Genomic DNA, 21,202 nt, shown 5'->3' with positions numbered 1-21,202 from the left:
TGCTTCCTTGTCTCGCGGTCGCTGTCAGTCGGTCAGTCTCACGTCGAAGAGAGCCCTCGCCAGCGTGCGCCACGGGTCGGGCTTCAGCGGGTCGAAGTCGATGTCATGCCCGCCCTTGCACCGGATTTTGACCGGCCCGGGCTTCTCCTCACCGGGCTCGGCGGGACTGGGCGATCGGGTGGGTGTGGGAAGCGAGCTCAGATGGCAGCGCGGCTCGATCACCGCAGTCGCATTGGCCGTTCCGTGCATCGAGTCGGTCCCGGGGATCACCGACTCGCCTACGGTTCCGTTCGTCCTGGCCTCGACGGTGAAACTCAGAGCCGACCTCCGGCACGTTGCCTCCGCATCGTTCATCGCCGCGAAGCCCGGCGCCTTCTCGCAGCCGCCCTCCAGGTACAAACGCTTGCCGCCGAGCACGTCCTGCCAGCCCTCGGGCTTCAGTGCCGCCAGGTCCAGACCCGGGACCAGGTGGTCTCTGGCCTCTCGGGCTGCCGCCAACGCAGCCGCATCGGCCGCCCCCTGCGCGTTGCTCCTGGTCACTGACGCCTGACCAATGGCGAAGAAGGCGAGTGCGGCGAAGAGCAGACCCACCACTGCGACGACATAGATGGGGAACGCCTGTCCTCGATCACCCGATAGCTGCCGTGTGATCACGTACCGGCTTTGATATTGGTGATCGCGGTCTTGATCTTGGTGGTGATCTCCTGCCCGATACCCGTGCCCACGATCGCGCCGATGATCACCACGACGACCAGGATGATGCCCAGGTATTCGAAGGCCGTCTGGCCGCGGTCGGGGTGGGGGTGGCGCTTGCGGAGGCTTGTTACGGCCGTGTCCGCCCAGCCGTTCACCCTGATCCGTGCCTCCACGGCGGCCTTCAGCAGCGTGTTCTGTGACATGGGGGTTCCCTCCCGGGCCGGTACCGGTGTCGATCTGCGGACGGTACGGCGAGTCACCAGTCGTGACCAAGGGTCCCGGGACCCAATTACGGACCCACTGCGCACTCTGTCTACCCATGACCGGTCACTCCTGGACGGGCGGTTCCCAGCCAGCGGGCTATCGCCTCGCTGCGCGTGGCGCTCTGGAGCTTCGCGAAGATGCGGTTGATGTGGTTCTTGACGGTCTTCTCGCTGATGAAGCAGGCGGCGGCGATCTGCTGGTTGCTCATCCCGGACGCGATCAGATCCATGATCTCCACCTCCCGGGAACTCAGCCCGAAGACAACAGAGTTGTGCATCCGCTCTGAAGACTGTGCCACAGCTCGTTGCGGATGCGAAGAGGCCCGCAGGGCCCGGACCTCCGCGAGCACTGCGCTCGCCGCCGTCGGGGTGAAGTGCGGGCGGCCCAGCGGGGCGTCCCGTACCGCCCTCAGCAGCTCGTCCGTGGTGAACTCGCCGTGCACGAGATAGCCGCCGGCGCCCAACGACAGGGCCTCGCAGATGATGTCGGCTTCCCTGCTGTACGTCAGCATCAGTACGGGAGCCAGCTGCACCAGGTGCGGCAGCGCCGACATCCCGTCCACGCCCGGCATCCGGACGTCCAGCAGGATCACGTCCGGGGCGTGCCGACGGGTCAGGCTCAGTGCCTCGCGGCCGTCCTGCGCCTGGGCCGTCACGTCGAGGTCCCCGGCCGCGCTCAGGATCGCCGCCAGGCCCGCCCGGACGACCGGGTTGCCGTCGGCGATGAGCACGCTCAGCCGTGCCATGGCTCAGCCACCCCCGAACAGCGCGCCGAAGTCGACGTTCGCGCCGTAGACGAAGCCGCAGACCAGCAGGATCAGCGTGCCGGGGAGCATGAACATGGTGACGGCGAACGTCGCCTTGGGGACGGCCCGGGCCGCCCGGCGGCGGGCGTTCTGGGCGTCGGTGCGGCGCATGTCCTCGGCGATCGCAATCAGGGTGTCGACGATCGGGGAGCCGAGCTCCTCGCCCTGCTGGAGGGCCGTCACGAACTGCGCGACCTGTTCGCTGTCGTTGCGGCGGCGCAGTTCGTCGAAGGCCTGGCGGCGGCTGACGCCCATGTCCATCTGCTGGAGCGTGATGCGGATCTCGTCCGCCCACGGCCCCTCGTACTTGTCCGCGACCCGGTCCAGCGCCTGCCGGAAGCCCAGCCCGGCGCTCACCACCACGGCGAGCACGTCGAGGAAGTCGGGCAGGGTCCGCTCGATGTGGTCGCGGCGGACCCTGATCGCCGACCACAGGCCGGCCTCGATCCAGAAGAGCCCGAAGGCCACCATCAACAGGGCGGCGACCAGCTGGCCGTTGATCAGCATGGAGAAGGCGCCGAGGGCGCCCAGGGCCCCGTACACCGCCCGCCGGGCCGCGTACCGGTCGATCGTCAGGCCGGCGGGGTTGCCCGCCATGTCGATCTGGCGGCGCTTGCGGGCGACCCGGGCCGGGCCCATCGCGCTCAGGACCAGCGGGGCCCAGCGGATGCCCATGCGGTCGACGAGGGAACCGACCGCCGTCGTGCGGGTGGCCCCCACTTCCAGGGCGAGCGCGAGGTCCGTGGGCAGTTTCACGTCCGCGCGGTAGAGGCGGATGCCGTGGAACGCGCCGAGGACCGACAGGGCCACGGCCAGTGCGAGCAGAAGTCCGATCATCGTCCCGTCCGCCCCCTCACACGTCGATCTTCGACAGGCGGCGGATGAGGATGAAGCCCAGGGCGAAGAGGCCGAGGGCGACCAGTACGGCCGTCTGGCCGAGGAAAGCGCCCGTCATCCGGTCCAGGGCGCCCGGCATCATCATGTCGACGAGCAGCAGCGAGCCGAGTCCGATGGACGGGACGAGGTACGCCGTCACCGTCACCTGGGACAGCTGGGTACGGATCTCACGGCGGGTCTCCTTGCGCTGTTCCAGCGTCACCGTCAGGTTGCGCAGGCTGTCCACGATCGCGCCGCCCGCGCGGGCGGACAGGACGAGGGTGGAGACGAGGACGACCAGCTCCCGCGAGGGCAGACGTTCGGTGAGTTCGCCCAGGGACTCCTCGATGGAGTGGCCCACGGCGAGGCGGTCGGCGACGCGCGCCAGTTCCTCGCCCGCCGGAGCCTCCAGCTCCTCGGCCGCCATGCCGATGGCCGTCCGCAGGGCCAGCCCGGCCTGGGTGGCGTTGGCGAGGATCCGGGCCAGGTCGGGGAGCTGGTTGATGAACCGTTCCGTGCGCCGCGCCCGCTGCCAGTTGAGGAAGGCGTTCGCCGCCCAGACGCCGATCACGCCCGCCACCGGACCGAAGAACGGGGCGAGGAGGGCGGACGCGACGAGCCAGACGCCCGCGATGGAACCCAGCATGTAGACGAAGAACTCGCCCGGGGTGAGGTCCAGGCCGGTGGTCGCCAGCTTCAGCTCGATGCGGCGGCCCAGCCTGGTCGTGCGCAGCCGCCGGTCGACGCCCCGGAAGCGGCGCCGGCGCCCGAGGGGCTCCGGCATTCCGCTCGACGAGAGGCGCTCGATCAGGGCGGCGCGCTGGGCGCGCCCGGCGACGTACGCCTGCAGGCCCGCGACGACGAGCACGCACGCGAGCAGGGTGGCGCCGAGGGTGAGGAGGATCAGTGGGTTCACAGGGCGGTCCGGGTGATGTGCGGGGTGGTGAGGGGGTCGTCCGGCAGGGCGACCCCGAAGGCCTGCGGGATGGGCTGGTTGTTCATGTAGAGCCGCTCGGCGATCCGGCGCGGCAGCGGGTAGTACTCGAAGTAGCCGTGCACCCGCCCGTCCGCCCCTATCGGCTGGGCCGCGAAGCGGCAGACGGTGGTGATCCGGAAGGGTTCCCGGCCGTGGGACTCCAGGATGGAGATCTCCGTGATGCGGCGTGAGCCGTCGCCGAAGCGGGTCAGCTGGACGATGACGTTGACGGCGCTGTTGATCTGGTCCTGGAGGGCCTCGAAGGGGATCTCCACCTCCGACATGGAGGCGAGGGTCTGCAGGCGCATGAGCGCGTCCGAGGAGCTGTTGGCGTGGACGGTGGCGAGGGAGCCGTCGTGGCCGGTGGACATCGCCTGGAGCATGTCGAGGGTCTCGCCGCCGCGGACCTCGCCGACGATGATGCGGTCGGGGCGCATGCGGAGGGAGTTGCGGACGAGGTCGCGGATGGTGATCTGGCCCTTGCCCTCCACGTTCGGCGGACGGGATTCGAGGCGGATCACATGTGCCTGCTGGAGCTGGAGTTCGGCCGAGTCCTCGATGGTGATGATGCGCTCGCCCTCCGGGATCAGGCCGGAGAGGGCGTTGAGGAGGGTGGTCTTGCCGGTGCCGGTGGCGCCGGAGACGATCAGGTTCATCTTGGCGGCGACGAGCCCGGACAGCAGGAGCAGCATCTGCTCGTCGAGGGAGCCGAGCGCGATCATCTCGTGCAGGGTGAAGGCCCGCGGGAAGCGCCGGATGGTGAGGGTCGCGCCGGTCAGGGAGAGCGGCGGGATGATGACGTTGACGCGTTCGCCGCTGGGCAGACGCGCGTCGACCATCGGATTGGCCTCGTCCACGCGGCGGTTGACGGTGGAGACGATCCGCTCGATGGTCTGCATCAGCTGCTCGTGCGAGGCGAAGCGGAGCGGGAGCTGCTCCACGCGGCCGGCGCGCTCGACGAAGATCTGGTCGGGGCCGTTGACCATGATCTCGGAGATCGAGGCGTCTTCGAGGAGCGGTTCGAGCACACCGAGGCCGAGGGCCTCGTCGACGACGCGGCGGATCAGCTGCGCGCGCTCGACGGTGGAGAGTACGGGGCCCTCGCGGCTGATGATGTGGCCGAGTACGCGCTCCAGGCGCGCCCGGCGCTCGGCGGGCGCGAGCGCGGACATCTCGGCGAGGTCGATCTCCTCCAGCAGCTTGGCGCGGTAGGAGGAGACCAGCCGGCCGTCCTCGCGGGGGCTGTGCCGGTCGTCGGGGGTGTTGACCCGGGAACGCAGGCTCATGGTCCGGTCACCTTCGGGTCGTCGTTGGGCATGACGGCGGTTGCCCTGGCCTCGCCGGCGGGAAGCCCGGGGATGATCGAGTTGATCCGGATGGTCACGGTCGCGGTGACCGCGTCGCCCCCTGCGGGCACGCTGACGGTCGCCGGGAGCCCTTCGCGGATGGCGGCGTAACCCGCGGCCTCCCCCCGTCCCGGGTGCTGGGCCTCCACGCGCGCCGCCGTACGGGCGGCGGTGTCCGCCTGCTCGTGGACGTACGCGACCCAGCCGAGCTGGATCGCGCACAGGGCGACGAACAGCAGGATCGGCACGAAACCGATGTACTCCAGGGCCACTTGCCCCCGATCGGAGCGGATACGCCGCCTCACGTCACTCCGCCTCCTTCTCCAACGCCGCGCCGCCGGTGCCGTCGATCTCGCCGAAGTCGAGTCCCGGGAAGAGGACCGGGACCCCGAGGCGGACCTTCGCCTGGTAGATGTCCCCGGACTTTCCGCACTGCACGTCGAACTTCCACGCGTCCCCGATGTGCTCCTTGGCCGCCGCCTCGCAGGCGGCCTTCCCGGTCACCGCCCCCGCCCGCGCGCCCTCGTCCGCCGCGTTGCCCGCCAGGGAGAACGCGTAGCCGATCAGGACGCACTCCCACACCGCCGCCACGAGCAGCAGGATCAGCGGGACCATGCCGACGAACTCGATCGCCACCTGGCCCCGGTCCCCTCTCCGGGCGGGCATCCGTCAGCCCTCCCGGCCGCGGCGCAGGCGGGAGACGGCGCCGGCGGCGCGTACCGCGACCGCCGCGCCCGGGGTGGCGGGGGCCGCGGCGGTGTCCGGGGCGGACAGGAGGCCGAGTTCGCCCGCCAGCGTCCACAGCGCCTGCTTGACCGTCGAGCGGTTGTCGAGGTCCTGGACCCGGCCCGCGTCGACCACCGCCTGGAGTTCCTTGAAGGCGGCCGGGACGGGGGTGCGGGTGGCGCGGGTCTTGGTGATCTTCTCGATCAGGGCGGGCTGGATCTCCGTGTGCTTGCTCCAGCGGTTGACGACCATCGTCGTGTCCTCCGCCTTGCGCACCTGGAGGCGTTCCCACATGCGGACCATCCGCTTCGCCGCCCGTACCGCGACCACGTCCGGGGTGGTGACCAGCACCGCCACGTCCGCCATCTCCACGGCGGCGGCGTTCGCGCCGGTCACCTGGGTGCCGCAGTCGATGACGACGAGTTCGTAGCGGCTGCGCAGCGCCCCGACGATGTGCCGGGCGGCGCGGTCGTCGACCTCCTCGCCCCGCTCCCCGTCGGCGGGGGCCAGCAGCAGCGCCAGGCCGGTGCGGTCGTCGTACACGGCGTCCTGGAGGACCCGCGGGGAGACGTCCTGGATCCCGGCGAGGTCGGCGATCGAGCGGCGGAACTGCACGTCGAGGTACGAGCCCACGTCGCCCGCCTGGAGGTCCATGTCGACCAGTGCCGTACGCCGCCCCGAGGCGGCCGCGGCCAGCGCGAACTGCACGGCGGTGAAGGTGGTGCCGACCCCGCCCTTGGCTCCGGTGACGGTGACCACGCGGCCGCCCGGCCCCGTGAAGACGTCGGCGGCCGAGCCCTTGCCGAGGTGGCGGCGTACGCCCACGGCCCACTGGGCGGCGGCCTGGACGCGGGCGGCGAGTTCCTCGTAGGAGAGCGGGAGGCCGATCAGGCCGCGCGCGCCCGCGTCCATGGCGGCGGAGAAGAGCGCGGGGCCGACGTCGGAGGAGACCAGGACGACGCCCACCGCGGGGAAGCGCAGGGCGACCTCGCGGATCAGTTCCAGTGCGGGCACCGGGCCGATGCGCTCGTGGACGAGGACGACCTCGGGCAGTTCGTCGATGGAGTCGACGGCCAGCCGGGCGAGCATGTCCAGCAGCGTGGTCGAGTCGGGGACCGGTGCGGCCGGCTCTGCCGACGGGAGCTGGCCGAGGAGGGTGGAGAGGGCACGCGCGGCGTCCGGGTCGCCGGCCGCGGGGAGGATTCGGGTGGTCATCCGTGCTGCCTCACTTGTCCCCGTCGAGGGTGTACGTACGGTCGCCCGGGGCGGGTGCCGAGTCGGTGCCGGGGGCCACCAGGGCCAGGCGTACGTGTTCCGCGAAGGACTCGGCGTAGGCGACGCGCTGGGTGTCCTTGGTGTTCAGGGCGAAGGTGATCGGGACCGCCTCGGCGGGGCCCTTGCGGTCGCTGTCCTTGGCTTCGAGGGCGGTGAGCCGGCCGACGCCCAGGACGCGGGCGTTGGCGACGATGATCACCGACCGTGAGGGGTCGGTGTCCTTGGCGCCCTTGAAGGTGGCGATGATGTTGACCTTGGCGCCGGAGGTGATCTTGCCGGCCACGCCGGTCGCCGCGTCGATCATGATGGCGATCTCCTGCTCGCCGGGCTGGAGCTGCGGACGGTCCACGAACATGTCCGTCTGGAGCAGCGAGCCCTTCTTCAGGGTGGTGAGGGCGATCTTGTCCTTGAGCGCGCCGAGGTCGGTGACGGCGGTCTCGGACAGCCAGCGCTCGGGGATCCGCACTTCCTCGAACTGGCCTGCGGCGAGCGGGCTGTACGGCGCTATGTCGCCCTTGGCGCGGTAGGCCACGACCTCGGCCCCGACCTTGGAGTTGACGTCGCCGATCACCACGAGGACTCCGGCGAAGGCCCCCAGGGCGCACAGGACCGACAGGAGCAGCAGGATGACGCCGCGGCGCTGGCGTGAGTTCATCGGTCTTCCTACCTCGCCGTTCTTCGTTCGTTCGCAGGGGTCGGTCGGTCAGGGTCTGGATCGGGCGGTGCTCGCCGGGGGCGGTGGCGCGGCGGGCGCGGCCGTGAGCGGGGCGGCGCAGAAGCCGCAGCGGTCGCCGATGAGTTCGAGGCCGCACCAGCGGCACTGCTCGCGGCGGACCGAGGCGACGAGCTGGTAGAGCACGGACAGGTCCGGGATGCCGGCCGCGAACTCGACGAGCTTCTGGGTGCCCCACCAGCCGGGCGAGCCGGCCGGCAGCGGGTTCTCCAGGACGCCCTGCACCTGCCAGGCGGGGGCCAGTTCGGCCGTGACCCAGTCGGAGGTGAGCTGGCCGCGGGCGAAGGTGAGCTGCGTGGCGAAGCCGGGTCCGGCGGGCACCGCCGCCGAGGCCTGCGCCCCGGCGGCCCCGAGCTTGGCCAGGTGCGGCGTCGGGTGGGCCAGTACGGCGAACTGCGCGCTCGGCGACCAGGACCGGGCGTGTGCCCCCAGCCCGACCGGGACCCGGACGCGGTCGAGCTTGGCGACCGAGCCCAGGAGGGCGCCCGCGTAGACGTAGTGGGACAGCAGCCGGGCCGCGGAGGCGATGATCCCGGGGCTGAAGTCGCAGACGCTGAGCTGGCGCAGCTGACGGACCAGCAGGGCCGTGCCCAGCGGCGGCAGGTCGATGCCGAGGAGCGCGATCCGGTCGGTCTCCAGGATGGCGCGTACGGTGTGCAGCCGCTGGACGGTGGCGCGCGGCAGCCAGGGCGGCACGAGGGCCACGAGGTGGCCGTGCCGCTCCAGCAGGGCGCCGGTCTCGGCGAGGGCGCCCTCCAGGTCGAGCTGCTCGGGCGGGTGCAGCACGGCGGCCCCGGGTGTGTGCCGGTCAGGGGCCGGAAGGACCAGATCGGCGCTGGTGACAGCGATGGCGGTCGGCACGTGAATTCCCCCGTTCCCCACGTTCACCCCGTGTGCCACGGGCCCGTCGCGCGCCGGACGCGAAGACGCCGCGCACGCGCACCCACTGCGCGACCGCAAACGATCGACGAGCTTCCCCCTTGCCTCAGCACCATATCCGCGTCACCCCAGGCGGGGCAGGGCCTTGCCGATTCCCGTGCGACCGCCCTCTGTCACAGGTGGCGGGAAACCCGGACAACAGGGATCGACGCTTCGGTCATTTCAAGCCACATCGCGAAGACTCTTGACACGAGGATTGGTCTGGACCAACTTGGCAGCGCACGCCTTGAGTCGGACCCACCCCACCCGGTCCCCCTCTTCCTTCACCACCTTCCTCCCCCCACCGGAGCCCACGTGAACCGGATACGCTCCCTCGCCCTCCCCCTCGCCGTCACCCTCGCCGCGGGCGCCCTGACGGCCCTCGCCACCGGTACCGCACAGGCCGTCGACGTCAACGTCGCCCGCAACGGCGGCTTCGAGTCGGGCCTCGCCAACTGGTCCTGCACCGGCGGAACCGGCGCCTCCGTCTCCTCGCCCGTGTACGCCGGAGCCGGCGCCCTGAAGGCCACCCCGGCCGGACAGGACAACGCCCGCTGTAGTCAGACCGTCACAGTCAAGCCGAACTCGACCTACACGCTCAGCACGCAGGTCCAGGGCAGCTACGTCTACCTCGGCGCGACCGGGACCGGTACCCAGGACGTGTCCACCTGGACCCCCGGATCGGGCGCGGGCTGGCAGAAGCTCTCCACCACCTTCACCACCGGCCCGAGCACCACCCAGGTCACGGTCTACACGCACGGCTGGTACGGCCAGCCGGCCTACGTCGTCGACGAGTTCAGCGTCTTCGGGCCGGACGGCGGCGGCGGCACGGACCCCGGCCCGAGCGTCCCGGGAGCCCCCGGGGGGACCGCCGTTTCCGGCCAGAGCGCGAGCGCTCTCACCCTTTCGTGGAACGCGGTCGGCGGGGCCGCCGGGTATTACGTGTATCAGGACGGCGTCCGCGTCCAGACCGTCACCTCCGGCGCCTCCACCCAGATCACCGGGCTCGCCGCCGCCACCTCGCACTCCTTCCAGGTGAGCGCGTACAACGCCGCGGGCGAGGGCGCCAAGTCCGCCCCGGTCACCGGCACCACGACCGGCACCGGCCCCGGGCCGGGACCCGGTCCGGCCGTCCCCAAGCACGCCCTGACCGGCTACTGGCAGAACTTCAACAACGGCGCGACCGTCCAGAAGATCTCCGACGTCTCCGCGCAGTACGACATCATCGCCGTCTCCTTCGCCGACGCGACCACCACGCCCGGCGCCATCGCCTTCAACCTCGACTCGGCCGGCCTCGGCGGTTACACGGTCGCCCAGTTCAAGGCCGACATCGCCGCGAAGAAGGCGGCCGGCAAGTCGGTCATCCTCTCCGTCGGCGGTGAGAAGGGGACCATCTCGGTCAACGACTCGGCCTCCGCGAACAACCTCGCGAACTCCGCGTACGCCCTGATGCAGGAGTACGGCTTCACCGGCATCGACATCGACCTGGAGAACGGCCTCAACCCGACCTACATGACGCAGGCGCTGCGCTCGCTGTCCGCGAAGGCCGGCCCGTCGCTGGTCATCACCATGGCCCCGCAGACCATCGACATGCAGTCCACGCAGGGCGGCTACTTCAAGACGGCGCTGAACATCAAGGACATCCTCACCGTCGTCAACATGCAGTACTACAACAGCGGCTCGATGAACGGCTGCGACGGCAAGGTCTACTCCCAGGGCTCGGTGGACTTCCTCACCGCGCTCGCCTGCATCCAGCTGGAGGGCGGCCTCGACCCCTCCCAGGTGGGCATCGGCGTCCCGGCCTCGCCGAGCGGCGCGGGCAGCGGCTACGTCTCCCCGACCGTCGTCAACAACGCCCTGGACTGCCTGGCCAGGGGGACGAACTGCGGATCCTTCAAGCCGTCGAAGACCTACCCGGGGCTGCGCGGTGCGATGACCTGGTCGACCAACTGGGACGCCAAGGCGGGTAGTGCTTGGTCGAACTCGGTGGGTCCCAAGGTCCACGGGCTCCCGTAGGCGGTACGTGTGGGGGTGGCCGGATCGGTTCGGCCCGCACGGCGGGTCCTTGACCGGGACATGCCATGAGAGCACGCTGTGCGCGTCCGCACGGCTACCCCCACACTCCCACCCAGGAGAACGCATGCGGCTCCATACCCGCCGGAGGGCCGCCGTCACGGCGGCCCTGCTGGCGCTCGCGCTGGGCGCACCCGCCTACGGCATGAGCGCGACGGCATCGCCACCGCCCACCCCGTCCACCGCCACCCAGGACGAGGCCATCGTCCAGTACCGGATCCACGGCCCCTCCACCCCCGCCGACCGCACCGCCCTGCTCCGTACGGGCGTCTCGATCGACGAGGTGGACGACCACACGGTCGTGGTCAGCGCGGACACCATGCAGGCGAAGGACCTGCGCGCGCTCGGCTACCGGCTCACCGCGCTGCCCGGACCGCCGGACCGCTCCGTGCCCGGCATCGCGGCCAGCCCGATGGACTTCCCCTCCGCGGACTCGAAGTACCACAACTACGCCGAGATGAACGCGGAGATCGACCAGCGCATCGCCCAGTACCCGGGCATCATGAGCAAACGGGTGATCGGGAAGTCGTACCAGGGCCGGGACCTCATCGCCATCAAGATCAGCGACAACGTCGCGACCGACGAGGCCGAGCCCGAGGTGCTCTTCACCCACCACCAGCACGCCCGTGAGCACCTGACCGTCGAGATGGCGCTCTACCTGCTCAAGGAGTTCGGCTCCAAGTACGGCACCGACTCCCGGGTCACCAACGCCGTCGACAGCCGCGAGATCTGGATCGTCCCGGACCTCAACCCGGACGGCGGCGAGTACGACATCGCCACCGGCTCCTACCGTTCCTGGCGCAAGAACCGCCAGCCCAACAGCGGCTCCTCCTACGTCGGCACGGACGAGAACCGGAACTGGAACTACAAGTGGGGCTGCTGCGGCGGCTCCAGCAGCAGCAAGAGCTCCGAGACCTACCGGGGCGCGGCCGCCGAGTCGGCGCCCGAGGTGAAGGTCGTCTCGGACTTCGTCCGCAGCCGGGTGATCGGCGGCAAGCAGCAGATCAAGGCCGCGATCGACTTCCACACGTACAGCGAACTGGTCCTGTGGCCCTTCGGCTGGACCTACAACGACACCGCACCCGGCCTGACCGCCGACGACCTCGCCGTCTACAAGAAGATCGGCACGAGCATGGCGGCGAGCAACGGCTACACGCCGGAGCAGTCGAGCGACCTGTACATCACCGACGGCACGATCGACGACTGGCTGTGGGGCAACCAGAAGATCTTCGCCTACACCTTCGAGATGTACCCGGAGAGCGGCGGGGGCGGCTTCTACCCGCCGGACGAGGTGATCGACCGCGAGACCGCGCGGAACAAGGACGCCGTGCTCCAGCTGCTGGAGAACGCGGACTGCATGTACCGCTCGATCGGCAAGGAAGCGCAGTACTGCACGTAGCACGCGTGTGAACGGGGCGCCCCGCCGCCAGGGGGGCGCCCCGCCCGCGTGTCCGGCCGGGGCTCAGCCGAGGACGGCGAGGGCGTCGATCTCGACGAGCAGCCCCGCCGGCAGGCCCACGTAGACGGTGGTGCGGGCGGCGGGGGCCTCCTTGAGGCCCTGCTGCTCGAAGTAGGCGTCGTAGACGCCGTTCATCTCGGCGAAGTGCCCGGTGTCGGTGAGGTAGACGCGGATCATCAGCACGTCGTCCCAGCTCGCGCCGCCCGCCTCCAGGACGGAGCGGACGTTCTCCAGCGTCTGGAGGGTCTGCTCGCGCAGCGTCGGTCCGGCGGGGGTGGGCGGCTGCCCCTCGACGTGCGGGAGGAAGCCGACCTGGCCGGCGACCTGGAGGATGTTCCCCTTGCGCACGCCGTGCGAGAACCTCGCGGGCGGGACGGTGTGGGTGCCGGGGGTGATGGCGGTCTTCGCGGTGTCTGCGGTGCCTGCGGTGTTCGCGGTCACGTGCTCTCCTGTGCTCCTGAGTAGTCCTGGCTGATGGCGACGGCGGTACGGAGTACCTGCGGCAGCAGGGCGAGGAGCCCCTCGGCGGAGACGACCACGCCGGGCGCGGAGACGGACAGCGCGGCGACGACCCGCCCGTCCGGCCCGTGCACGGGCGCGCCGAGGCAGTTGAGGGACTCCTCGTGCCCGCCGAGGTCGGTGGCCCAGCCCTGCTCGCGCACGAGGTCCAGCTCGCGGAGGAAGGCGGCGGCGTCCGGGGTGGAACGGGGGGTGTAGCGGGGGTACTCGATCCGCTCGGCGAGGGCCCGGCGCTCGGCCTCGGGCAGGTCGGCGAGGAGCAGCTTGGCGACTGCGGCGACCGTGAGCGGGACGGGCCTGCCGATGCGGGAGTACATGCGGACGGGGTAGCGACTGTCGACCTTGTCGACGTACACGACCTCGTCGTCCTGGTGGAGGGCGAGGTGCACGGTGTGGCCGGTGGCCCGGTTGAGCTCGACGAGGTGGGGGTGCGCGATCTCCCGGACGTCGAGGTTCTCGACGGCCTCGGCGGCGAGCGCGAAGAGCCTCGACCCCAGCCGGTAGCGGCCGTCGGGCTGGCGGTAGACGAAGCCGTGCTCGTCCAGCGTGCGCAGCAGGCGCAGGGCGGTGCTCTTGTGCACGCCGAGCTCGTCCGCGACCGCCCCCAGGGGGGCGGGGCCCTTCGCGAGCAGCGGCAGGATCCGGAGCGCCCGCTCCACCGACTGGCTCATGCCGTGCCTCCGTTGTCGCCGCTGGTACGGCTTCGCCGCCGGGCTCCGCCCCGGCCCCGGCGCCCCCGACGCCGGGGGGGGCTGATCTTCGGCCCCGGCTGCCGCGCCGCGCGTTGACCCGCCGTCACCCGGGATGTTAGACAGCATGCAGCGGCATACGCAACGACCGTTGCACATCACGCAACCCCCCGGAGGCATCCGCATGGCCAGCGCCAGCGACCCCGTCCAGGACCTCGCCGACGAGCCCGTAGACCACCGGTTCAAGGGGCTCCCGCCGGACGCCCTGACGCAGGGCCTCACCGTCGGGCAGCTCGCCGCCCAGCGACGGGACCTCCACACCGGCGGCTTCACCACGCCCGTCCTGACCCTCGACGCCGACGCGCTGGAGCACAACCTCGCCGCGCTCGGCGCCTACGCCGCCCGGCACGACCTCGCCTTCGCCCCGCACGGCAAGACCTGCATGGCCCCGCAGCTCTTCCGCCGCCAGCTGGACCACGGCGCGTGGGGCATCACCGCGGCCGTTCCCCACCAGGCGCGCGTCTACCGCGCCTTCGGCATCCAGCGGATCTTCCTCGCCAACGAGCTCGTCGATGCGGCCGCCCTGCGCTGGGTCGCGGGCGAGCTCGCCGCCGACCCCGACTTCCGCTTCGTCTGCTACGTCGACTCCGTGCGCGGGGTCCACCTCATGGACCGGGCCCTGCGCGACGCCCCGGCCGTGGTCGACGTCGTCGTCGAGCTCGGCGCCGGCGAGAGCGCCCGCACCGGGGCCCGTACCGAAGAGGACTGCCGCGCCGTCGCCGACGCGGTCGCCGCCACCGCCACCCTGCGGCTGGTCGGCGTGGGCGGCTACGAGGCCGAGGTGCCCGACGCCGACCCGGACCGCGTCCACGCGTACCTGCGCCGGCTCACCGCCCTGGCCGTCGAGTTCGACAAGGCCGGGCGGTTCGCCGCCGACCTGGAGGAGATCGTCGTCAGCGCCGGCGGCTCCGCCTGGTTCGACGCCGTCGCCGACGTCTTCGCCGAGCTGCCGGAGCTGTCCCGCCCCACCCTGAAGCTGCTCCGGTCCGGCGCGTACGTCTCCCACGACCACGGCTGGTACACCCGCCTCACCCCCTTCAACCGCCATCCCGAAGAGGGCGGTCTGCGGCCCGCGTTCCGGCTGTGGACCCAGGTCGTCTCCCGCCCCTCCCCCACCCAGGCCTTCGTCAACGCCGGCAAGCGCGACATCGCCTACGACCTGGGCCTGCCCGAGGCCGAGCTGGTCCGTGACGCCCTCACCGGCGTCGAACGCCCCGCCACCGGCATCCGCGTGGTCAAACTGTCCGACCAGCACGCCTGGCTGGAGACCGACTCGGCGGACGACGTGCAGGTCGGCGACTGGGTGGCCCTCGGCATGTCCCACCCCTGCACGATCTTCGAGAAGTGGCCGCTGATCCCCGTCGTGGAGGCCGACGGCACCGTCACCGACTACGTCCGCACCTTCTTCTAGGAACGGACCGGTGGACCTGGTCATCCGGGGGGCCCGCGTCGTCGACGGCACGGGCGGGCCCTCGTACACCGCGGACGTCGGCGTCCACGAGGGACGGATCGCCGAGATCGGCTCGCTCCCCGGGGGCCGCCGGACCCTCGACGCGCACGGCCTGGCCCTCGCGCCCGGCTTCGTCGACATGCACGCCCACAGCGACCTCGCCCTGCTCCGCGATCCGGACCACAGCGCGAAGGCCGCCCAGGGCGTGACCCTCGAAGTCCTCGGCCAGGACGGCCTGTCGTACGCGCCGGCCGACGACCGGACCCTCGGCGAGGTACGGGCCGCCATCGCGGGGTGGAACGGCCCCGGGGACGACGTCGACTTCGACTGGCGCACGGTCGGCGGCTACCTCGACCGCCTGGACCGGGCCCACGGCGGCCACGGCATCGCCGTCAACGCCGCCTACCTCGTCCCGCAGGGCACCGTCCGCGCCTACGCCCTCGGCTGGGAGGACCGCCCCGCGACCGCGGCCGAGCTGGACCGGATGCGGCAGCTCGTCGCCGACGGCCTGGCCGAGGGCGCCGTCGGCCTGTCCTCCGGCCTCACCTACACCCCCGGCATGTACGCCTCCGACGCCGAACTGACCGCACTGTGCCGGGTGGTGGCGGAGTACGGCGGCTACTACTGCCCGCACCACCGCTCGTACGGCCGCGGCGCGCCGGCCGCGTACGCCGAGATGATCGCGCTGACCCGGGAAGCCGGCTGCGCCCTGCACCTGGCCCACGCCACCATGAACTTCGGCGAGAACGAGGGCCGTGCGCCCGAGTTGCTCGCCCTGCTCGACGCGGCCCTGGCCGAGGGCGCCGACATCACCCTCGACAGCTACCCGTACACCCCCGGCTGCACCACCCTGGTGGCCCTCCTGCCCAGTTGGGCGAACGAGGGCGGCCCGGAGGCGGTCCTGGCCCGCCTGCGCGACGACGCCCAGGCCGGGCGGATCCGCCGGGCGATGGAGGTGGAGGGCGCGGACGGCTGCCACGGCGTCCCCGTCGACTGGGCGACGGTCGAGATATCCGGCGTCGCCGATCCCGCCCTCGCCCGGTACGTCGGCACGCGCCTGGACGGCTGGGAGACCGCCCGCCGGCTGCTGCTGGACGACCGGCTCGCGCCGACCGTCCTCCAGCACGTCGGCCACGAGGAGAACGTCCGGGCGATCATGCGCCACCGCGTCCACACCGGCGGATCCGACGGCATCCTCCAGGGCGCGAAGCCGCACCCGCGCGCCTACGGGACCTTCCCGCACTACCTCGGCCACTACGTCCGAGAACTCGGCCTGCTCTCCCTGGAGGAGTGCGTGGCGCACCTGGCCGGCCGGCCCGCGGCGCGCCTGCGCCTGCCCGACCGCGGCCTGGTCCGCGTCGGGTACCGCGCCGACCTCGTCCTCTTCGACCCCGGCACGGTCGCCGCCGGATCCACGTACGAGCGGCCGCGGGTGCTGCCGACGGGCATCCCGCACGTCCTGATCGAGGGGCGGTTCGTCCTGCGCGACGGGCGCCGGACGGACGTGCTGGCCGGACGTTCCGTGCGCCGCACCGCCCGGGATCACCGGTAGATCGGACACCTACGATGGGCGGCATGGTCGCCTTCGCCCTCTCCGCCCTGCTGTTCCTCGCGTTCTGCATCAGCGTCCGGCGGGACCGGCGCCGCTTCAGCAACGCCGTGCTCCTGGGGCTGACCTTCCTCAGCGCCTGCTCGGCGCTCTTCCTCCAGGTGGGCAGGCTGCCCACCTGGGCGGCCGTCACGGTCGCCGTACTCGCCTTCGCCTCACCCGCGTTCGGCATCCTGGCGCTCGGCGTCTTCCTCGTCCGCAACGGCGTGACCATGGTCCGCAAGGAGGGCCTGCGGCCGGCCAACCTGCTGTCGATGCTCGCGGGCCTCGCGATCTTCGCGCTGATCGCCCTGCTGGTCCTCGTCGGCGTCGTCGGCTCCCCCGTACTGGGCGGCATCGCCGGAACGCTCACCGTGGTGGCCGGCTACGTCTCCTTCGTCTTCTTCTGCTTCCTGGGCTACGCCTTCCTCTACGGCCGGATCAAGGTCCGCGGCGACGTCGACCACGTGGTCATGCTCGGCTCGGGCCTCATCGGCGGGGACCGCGTGCCGCCGCTGCTGGCCTCGCGCCTACGCAAGGGACAGCAGATCTACGCGGCCCAGCTGGCCCGGGGCGGCCGGCCGCCGATGCTGCTCGTCTCGGGCGGCAAGGGCTCGGACGAGAAGGTCACCGAGGCCCGGGCGATGGCGGACTGGCTGATCGCGGAGGGCGTGCCGGCGGAGCACGTCCTGCTGGAGGACCGCTCCACCACGACCGAGGAGAACATGCGCTTCAGCCGGGAGCTCATGGAGGCGCACGATCCGGACTACCGGTGCGTGGTGGTCACCAACAACTTCCACGCCTTCCGGGCGGCGATGCTGGCGCGCAAGACCGGCGTCAACGGGCAGGTGCTGGGCTCGCCCACCGCGAAGTACTACTGGCCGAGCGCCACCATCCGGGAGTTCGTCGCGGTCTTCTGGGAGCACCGGACGGTGAACCTCGCGATCTGCGGCCTGCTGACCGTGCTCGGCGCCCTCGGCACCCTGGCCGCGGTCCTCGTCTGACCCGGGGCTGGCGGAGGTGCCGTGACTCCCCCCTTGGCAGCCACGGCACCGGCCCGCACCCTCCCGCCGCTACAGGCGCTGCCAGAGGGCCGGGACGTTCGGCGGCTCCCAGCCCGGCTGCGCCTGGTGCCCCTGGAGGCAGCGGTAGCTCGCGCCGCCGTAAGTGACGGTGGCGCCGGCCGCGTAGACCGTGCCCGCCCGCCAGGTGCCGCCCGGCTCGGGCTCGCCGGGGCCGGGGCCCGGGCCCGGGTCGCTGCCGGTGACCTTGAGGGTCAGTCCGTACGCCGACAGGATCGGGTTCAGCGGCTGGAAGAAGGTGGTCCCGCCGCCGGAGCAGTCGCCGGAGCCGCCCGAGGTCACGCCCTGGGCCTGGCTGCCGGAGAGGTAGGAACCGCCGGAGTCGCCCGGCTCGGCGCAGACCGTCGTACGGGTCACTCCGGAGATGGTGCCCTCGGGGTAGGTGACGCTGGTGCCGTGCTGCTGGATCGTGCCGCAGTGCCAGCCCGTGGTCGAGCCGGAACGGCACACCGAGGCCCCGACGGGCTGCAGCACCGAGCCCGTGACCTGCACGTTCGCACCTCCGCTGCCCTTCACGTACGGGGTGGAGGTCCACTGCGCGTTGGCGGCGACCCAGGCCATGTCGTTGCCGGGGAAGACCGAGGCCTGGAAGGAGCCCTGCGCGACCTGGTTGAAGCCGCTGGTGGTGGTGCCGGCGCGACCGCAGTGCCCGGCGGTGGCGAAGCCGTTCACGGTCCCCTTGGTGACGGGGAAGCCGACCGAGCAGCGGCCGCTGCCGTTCATGTAGTACGCGTCGCCGCCGCGCAGGTCGTAGAGCGGACGCGGGGCCTCGGCCGTACGGACCACCGTGACCAGGGCCGCGTCGGTCCCGGTGGCGGCCAGCAGCCGCGCTGCCGCGCCCGGCTCGGCCTCCTCGACGACCAGGGTGTTGGAACGCGGGTCGACGTAGCGCACGGGCGTCCCGGCGGTGGCCGCCCGGTCCAGGGCCGCCTTGGCGGAGTCCAGGTCGGCCAGGGCGCGGGTGACGAGCCGCGGCCTGGCGCCGGTGGCCCGTATCGCGGCGGTGTCGGCCGCGCGGGTGGTGGCGACGGTGAGGGTGGCGGCGTCGGCCCCGTCCACCCAGGCCCCGGCGAAGGCCGCGCCGAGCCGGTCCCGCAGCCGGGCGGCCATGGCCCCCGCCTCGGCCTCGTGCGCCAGTCGGGCCTTGGCCTGCGTGGGGGTCAGGCCGAGGTCGCGCCGCATGGCGGCGAGCAGCTCGGGCGGGGCGTCGGCGGTGCGCAGGGTGGCCGCCGCCGAGGGGGCGGCGGGGGCCGAGTCGGCGGTGGCGCCGCCCGTCCCGGCCAGCAGCAGCCCGGCGGCGGCCAGGGCGGTACACGCCGTGCGGGCGTGTCGCTTGAGCATGGGGGGTCTCCTCGGTTTCCGGGGCTTTCCGGTGGCGTCTGCGGAAACCGTAGGAACCCGAACCGGCGGGCGGGAGCTGCCGGTTGGCCCCTCCCCCGGTGCTATGCCCGCGGCGTGGCGGGCGCCGAGGTGCGTTCATGGGCCGGGGGTCGGACCATGGGGCCAGGGGAAACCGTAGGAGGTACGCGATGGTCAGTGAACCCGACGAGCAGCCCACACGGTCGGACCGGCTCTTCACGGGCGGGGAACGGCCGTACGACCCCGAGGACCTCGTGATGGTGACCGGCCACGACCCGACTCCGGAGCGGGTCGCGAAGGCACGCGAGCTGATGGAGAAGGAGGGCCCGCAGGTCATCGAGCGCTACCTGCCGTAGGCAGTCGGGGCCGAAGACCGCCCCACGGCCCCCGCCCCACCCAGCCGCGGTCTTTCAGCCCCGCCGGCGCTTGAGGCGCGGGGCCCGGGGCGGAGCCCCGATCTTTCAGCCCCGCCGGCGCTTGAGGCGCGGGGTCCGGGGCGGAGCCGCGGCCGGGCGGCGGGCTAGGCCGCGGACCACGGCAGAGCGGGCCGCAGGCCCCCGGCCCTGCCCAACGCCTCCGCATGCGCACCCCGAGCCTGCGCCAGCACCTCCGCGGCCCGGGCGGCGGCCCGCCCGGCCGGGTGCCAGCCCAGCAGGTGCCGCCACACCAGCGGCGTCCCGGCCAGCGGCCGCGTGACCACCCCCGGGGTCGGCGGGAACGTCGCCCGGCACAGTCCGACCGCCCGCCCGACCTGGACCAGGTGCACGCACGACGCGGTGTCGGTCTCGTAGACGCAGGCGGGCGCGAACCCGGCCCGCACGCACGCCGCGGCGAAGCAGTCCCCGAAGCACCCGTCCCCCGGCACGTCCGCCCACGCCTCGGCGGCCAGCTCGGCCAGGTCGACCTCGTCGCGCGGGGCGAGGGCCAGCGGATGGTCCTCGGCCAGCATCACGTGCACCGGGTCCCGCGCCACCTCCATCCAGGCGAGCCGCCCCGGCTCGGGCGGCGCGCTCTCCCCGCAGACCCCGACCAGCGCGAAGTCCAGCCGCCCGTCGGCGACGCTGCCGGCGACCTCCCGCTCGGACCAGGAGGTGTACGTGGTCACCGGCACCCCGGGCTCCGCGCGCGCGAGCCGGTCCACGAGCCCGCCGAGCAGCGGACCGTGCGTCCCGCCGAGCCGGTGGCCGTGCGCCCCCTGCCGGGCGAACCGCCGGGCCTCCTCCTGGAGCTCGCACACGGCGGGCAGCAGCACCCGCGCCCGCTCCAGGACGAGCTCCCCGAGCGGGGTGGCGCGTACGCCCTCGCGCCCGCGCACGAACAGCGACCCGCCCAGCGCCCGCTCGATCCGCTTCAGCTGCGTGCTGAGGGCGGGCTGCGCGAGGCCGAGGGCGGTGGCGGCCCGGGTCAGACTCCCGGCGTCGGCGACGGCCCTGACGATCTTGAGGTGCCTCAGCTCCAGATCCATGCGACGAGCTTGGTCCAGACCTACAGGGGTGCGCTACGGGTCGTGCGCATCCAGAATCGTTAATGCTCGTTAGCCGCCAGGGGGCCACGACCCTAAGGACAGGTAAATGCACGCACTCGATGTCGACTGGGAACACCCCACGGACCCGCGACCCGGGCCACGGCTCGACCACGTCCGCGCGTACGTGACCACCGCGGGCGCCGACGGTCACCTGTGGCGCGGGGTGCCCACCCTGCTGCTCACCACTGTGGACCGCCGTACCGGCCGCACCGTCCGCACCCCGCTGATCTACGGCGAGGACGCGGGCCGTTTCGTCGTCCTGGCCGCGGGTCACGGCGCCCCGGAGCACCCCCACTGGTACCTGAACCTCACGGCCCACCCGGAGGTCCGCGTCCAGGTCGGCGCGGCCACCGTGAAGGCGGTGGCGCGCACGGCGACGCCGGAGGAGCGGGAGACGTACTGGGACATGATGACGGCCCTCTGGCCGCCGTTCGAGGACGACCAGCGGGCCGCCCGGCCCCGCGAGATCCCGCTGGTGATCCTGGAGGGGTAACTGCGTACGGATCCCCGCGCGGCGGGACCAGCGACACCTTCTCCAGAACGTCCAGCGGCTCATCACTCCGCCGGGGGGCCTTCCGGCTCCTCGCTCGCCGGGGCGTTCTCCGGCTCCTCCTGCGGCTGATCAGACTCCGCCGGAGTGGTCCCCGTCCCCCAGGTCGACACCGGGGGGCCCTCCGGCTCCTCGTTCGCCGGGGCGTTCTCCGGCTCCTCCTGCGGCTGATCAGACTCCGCCGGAGTGGTCCCCGTCCCCCAGGTCGACACCGGGGGGCCCTCCGGCTCCTC

At 72.4% G+C, this 21,202-nt stretch carries 22 protein-coding genes and 1 pseudogene; 7 read left to right on the top strand and 16 right to left on the bottom strand.

The genetic code is table 11. The features are described from left to right. Positions 1–24 precede the first annotated feature (24 nt). The 11 genes from ACFYP3_RS27925 to ACFYP3_RS27875 all read right to left on the bottom strand — a co-directional run bounded on the left by ACFYP3_RS27925 (position 25) and on the right by ACFYP3_RS27875 (position 8,558). On the bottom strand, positions 25–654 hold the full coding sequence (locus tag ACFYP3_RS27925) for a pilus assembly protein TadG-related protein (RefSeq protein ID WP_388838067.1): 630 nt from the start codon (positions 652–654) through the stop codon (positions 25–27). Continuing rightward, on the bottom strand, positions 651–899 hold the full coding sequence (locus ACFYP3_RS27920; protein WP_388838064.1) for a hypothetical protein: 249 nt from the start codon (positions 897–899) through the stop codon (positions 651–653). The genes ACFYP3_RS27925 and ACFYP3_RS27920 overlap by 4 nt, the downstream gene beginning before the upstream one ends. A 110-nt stretch (positions 900–1,009) precedes the next feature. Continuing rightward, positions 1,010–1,705 (bottom strand): response regulator, encoded by a 696-nt coding sequence (locus tag ACFYP3_RS27915; protein ID WP_388838061.1) that lies wholly within the window; start codon positions 1,703–1,705, stop codon positions 1,010–1,012. Positions 1,706–1,708: 3 nt separating this feature from the next. Then, positions 1,709–2,599 (bottom strand): DUF5936 domain-containing protein, encoded by an 891-nt coding sequence (locus ACFYP3_RS27910; protein ID WP_030714066.1) that lies wholly within the window; start codon positions 2,597–2,599, stop codon positions 1,709–1,711. A 19-nt stretch (positions 2,600–2,618) separates the two neighbouring features. Continuing rightward, positions 2,619–3,557 (bottom strand): type II secretion system F family protein, encoded by a 939-nt coding sequence (locus ACFYP3_RS27905; RefSeq protein ID WP_388838058.1) that lies wholly within the window; start codon positions 3,555–3,557, stop codon positions 2,619–2,621. Then, positions 3,554–4,903 (bottom strand): CpaF family protein, encoded by a 1,350-nt coding sequence (locus ACFYP3_RS27900; RefSeq protein WP_388838055.1) that lies wholly within the window; start codon positions 4,901–4,903, stop codon positions 3,554–3,556. The genes ACFYP3_RS27905 and ACFYP3_RS27900 overlap by 4 nt, the downstream gene beginning before the upstream one ends. After that, positions 4,900–5,268: a TadE/TadG family type IV pilus assembly protein gene (locus ACFYP3_RS27895; RefSeq protein ID WP_388838052.1), complete on the bottom strand. Its 369-nt coding sequence runs from the start codon at positions 5,266–5,268 to the stop codon at positions 4,900–4,902. The genes ACFYP3_RS27900 and ACFYP3_RS27895 overlap by 4 nt, the downstream gene beginning before the upstream one ends. Position 5,269: 1 nt before the next feature. Further along, on the bottom strand, positions 5,270–5,629 hold the full coding sequence (locus ACFYP3_RS27890) for a TadE/TadG family type IV pilus assembly protein (protein ID WP_388838049.1): 360 nt from the start codon (positions 5,627–5,629) through the stop codon (positions 5,270–5,272). Between the two features lie 3 nt (positions 5,630–5,632). Then, positions 5,633–6,904: a CpaE family protein gene (locus ACFYP3_RS27885; RefSeq protein WP_388838046.1), complete on the bottom strand. Its 1,272-nt coding sequence runs from the start codon at positions 6,902–6,904 to the stop codon at positions 5,633–5,635. A gap of 10 nt (positions 6,905–6,914) precedes the next feature. Further along, positions 6,915–7,619, bottom strand: a complete 705-nt coding sequence (cpaB, locus tag ACFYP3_RS27880; protein WP_388838043.1) for a Flp pilus assembly protein CpaB — start codon at positions 7,617–7,619, stop codon at positions 6,915–6,917. A 48-nt stretch (positions 7,620–7,667) separates the two neighbouring features. Next, positions 7,668–8,558, bottom strand: a complete 891-nt coding sequence (locus ACFYP3_RS27875; RefSeq protein ID WP_388838040.1) for a hypothetical protein — start codon at positions 8,556–8,558, stop codon at positions 7,668–7,670. Positions 8,559–8,930: 372 nt separating this feature from the next. Between ACFYP3_RS27875 and ACFYP3_RS27870 the strand changes: the two genes are divergently transcribed. Both ACFYP3_RS27870 and ACFYP3_RS27865 read left to right on the top strand, forming a co-directional pair. Beyond that, positions 8,931–10,631 carry a chitinase gene (locus tag ACFYP3_RS27870; protein ID WP_388838037.1) on the top strand — a complete coding sequence of 567 codons (1,701 nt, stop codon included), beginning with the start codon at positions 8,931–8,933 and terminating at the stop codon, positions 10,629–10,631. A gap of 124 nt (positions 10,632–10,755) precedes the next feature. Further along, positions 10,756–12,087, top strand: coding sequence for a M14 family metallopeptidase (locus ACFYP3_RS27865; protein WP_388838034.1), 1,332 nt, complete (start codon positions 10,756–10,758; stop codon positions 12,085–12,087). Between the two features lie 63 nt (positions 12,088–12,150). On the opposite strand, the gene ACFYP3_RS27860 is transcribed toward ACFYP3_RS27865, so the two are convergent. Continuing rightward, positions 12,151–12,588 carry a RidA family protein gene (locus ACFYP3_RS27860; RefSeq protein ID WP_388838031.1) on the bottom strand — a complete coding sequence of 146 codons (438 nt, stop codon included), beginning with the start codon at positions 12,586–12,588 and terminating at the stop codon, positions 12,151–12,153. Further along, entirely contained in the window at positions 12,585–13,337 is a 753-nt protein-coding gene (locus ACFYP3_RS27855; protein ID WP_388838028.1) for an IclR family transcriptional regulator, read from the bottom strand. The genes ACFYP3_RS27860 and ACFYP3_RS27855 overlap by 4 nt, the downstream gene beginning before the upstream one ends. Positions 13,338–13,539: 202 nt before the next feature. On the opposite strand from ACFYP3_RS27855, the gene ACFYP3_RS27850 reads away from it, so the two are divergent. The 3 genes from ACFYP3_RS27850 to ACFYP3_RS27840 are packed head-to-tail and all read left to right on the top strand — an operon-like array spanning position 13,540 to position 17,457. Further along, on the top strand, positions 13,540–14,826 hold the full coding sequence (locus ACFYP3_RS27850; RefSeq protein WP_388838025.1) for an alanine racemase: 1,287 nt from the start codon (positions 13,540–13,542) through the stop codon (positions 14,824–14,826). A 10-nt stretch (positions 14,827–14,836) separates the two neighbouring features. Continuing rightward, positions 14,837–16,417 carry an amidohydrolase family protein gene (locus ACFYP3_RS27845; protein ID WP_388838022.1) on the top strand — a complete coding sequence of 527 codons (1,581 nt, stop codon included), beginning with the start codon at positions 14,837–14,839 and terminating at the stop codon, positions 16,415–16,417. 23 nt (positions 16,418–16,440) lie between these two features. Further along, positions 16,441–17,457, top strand: coding sequence for a YdcF family protein (locus tag ACFYP3_RS27840; RefSeq protein ID WP_388838019.1), 1,017 nt, complete (start codon positions 16,441–16,443; stop codon positions 17,455–17,457). Positions 17,458–17,526: 69 nt separating this feature from the next. On the opposite strand, the gene ACFYP3_RS27835 is transcribed toward ACFYP3_RS27840, so the two are convergent. Continuing rightward, positions 17,527–18,876, bottom strand: a complete 1,350-nt coding sequence (locus ACFYP3_RS27835) for a carbohydrate-binding protein (RefSeq protein ID WP_388838016.1) — start codon at positions 18,874–18,876, stop codon at positions 17,527–17,529. 188 nt (positions 18,877–19,064) lie between these two features. Between ACFYP3_RS27835 and ACFYP3_RS27830 the strand changes: the two genes are divergently transcribed. Further along, positions 19,065–19,250: a hypothetical protein gene (locus tag ACFYP3_RS27830; protein ID WP_030714122.1), complete on the top strand. Its 186-nt coding sequence runs from the start codon at positions 19,065–19,067 to the stop codon at positions 19,248–19,250. Between the two features lie 164 nt (positions 19,251–19,414). On the opposite strand, the gene ACFYP3_RS27825 is transcribed toward ACFYP3_RS27830, so the two are convergent. Continuing rightward, positions 19,415–20,359: a LysR family transcriptional regulator gene (locus tag ACFYP3_RS27825; protein ID WP_388838013.1), complete on the bottom strand. Its 945-nt coding sequence runs from the start codon at positions 20,357–20,359 to the stop codon at positions 19,415–19,417. A 106-nt stretch (positions 20,360–20,465) separates the two neighbouring features. Between ACFYP3_RS27825 and ACFYP3_RS27820 the strand changes: the two genes are divergently transcribed. Further along, positions 20,466–20,912, top strand: a complete 447-nt coding sequence (locus ACFYP3_RS27820; protein ID WP_388838010.1) for a nitroreductase/quinone reductase family protein — start codon at positions 20,466–20,468, stop codon at positions 20,910–20,912. Positions 20,913–20,974: 62 nt separating this feature from the next. On the opposite strand, the pseudogene ACFYP3_RS27815 reads toward ACFYP3_RS27820, so the two are convergent. After that, a pseudogene (locus ACFYP3_RS27815) lies at positions 20,975–21,202 on the bottom strand (hypothetical protein); the annotation flags it as partial.

Source organism: Streptomyces sp. NPDC005533 (assembly GCF_042871845.1).
In the GTDB taxonomy this organism is placed as follows: domain Bacteria; phylum Actinomycetota; class Actinomycetes; order Streptomycetales; family Streptomycetaceae; genus Streptomyces.
The sequence above is the reverse complement of the archived record's forward strand: the minus strand, read 5'-3'. Positions and strand labels throughout refer to the sequence as shown.

Excerpts from the sequence above, each read along its gene's own strand:
- ACFYP3_RS27840 (WP_388838019.1), top strand. The coding sequence starts at position 16,441 with ATGGTCGCCTTCGCCCTCTCCGCCCTGCTGTTCCTCGCGTTCTGCATC.
- ACFYP3_RS27855 (WP_388838028.1), bottom strand. The coding sequence starts at position 13,337 with ATGAGCCAGTCGGTGGAGCGGGCGCTCCGGATCCTGCCGCTGCTCGCG.
- ACFYP3_RS27890 (WP_388838049.1), bottom strand. The coding sequence starts at position 5,629 with ATGCCCGCCCGGAGAGGGGACCGGGGCCAGGTGGCGATCGAGTTCGTC.
- cpaB (WP_388838043.1), bottom strand. The coding sequence starts at position 7,619 with ATGAACTCACGCCAGCGCCGCGGCGTCATCCTGCTGCTCCTGTCGGTC.
- ACFYP3_RS27835 (WP_388838016.1), bottom strand. The coding sequence starts at position 18,876 with ATGCTCAAGCGACACGCCCGCACGGCGTGTACCGCCCTGGCCGCCGCC.
- ACFYP3_RS27820 (WP_388838010.1), top strand. The coding sequence starts at position 20,466 with ATGCACGCACTCGATGTCGACTGGGAACACCCCACGGACCCGCGACCC.
- ACFYP3_RS27825 (WP_388838013.1), bottom strand. The coding sequence starts at position 20,359 with ATGGATCTGGAGCTGAGGCACCTCAAGATCGTCAGGGCCGTCGCCGAC.
- ACFYP3_RS27915 (WP_388838061.1), bottom strand. The coding sequence starts at position 1,705 with ATGGCACGGCTGAGCGTGCTCATCGCCGACGGCAACCCGGTCGTCCGG.
- ACFYP3_RS27920 (WP_388838064.1), bottom strand. The coding sequence starts at position 899 with ATGTCACAGAACACGCTGCTGAAGGCCGCCGTGGAGGCACGGATCAGG.
- ACFYP3_RS27900 (WP_388838055.1), bottom strand. The coding sequence starts at position 4,903 with ATGAGCCTGCGTTCCCGGGTCAACACCCCCGACGACCGGCACAGCCCC.
- ACFYP3_RS27865 (WP_388838034.1), top strand. The coding sequence starts at position 10,756 with ATGCGGCTCCATACCCGCCGGAGGGCCGCCGTCACGGCGGCCCTGCTG.
- ACFYP3_RS27850 (WP_388838025.1), top strand. The coding sequence starts at position 13,540 with ATGGCCAGCGCCAGCGACCCCGTCCAGGACCTCGCCGACGAGCCCGTA.
- ACFYP3_RS27830 (WP_030714122.1), top strand. The coding sequence starts at position 19,065 with ATGGTCAGTGAACCCGACGAGCAGCCCACACGGTCGGACCGGCTCTTC.
- ACFYP3_RS27885 (WP_388838046.1), bottom strand. The coding sequence starts at position 6,904 with ATGACCACCCGAATCCTCCCCGCGGCCGGCGACCCGGACGCCGCGCGT.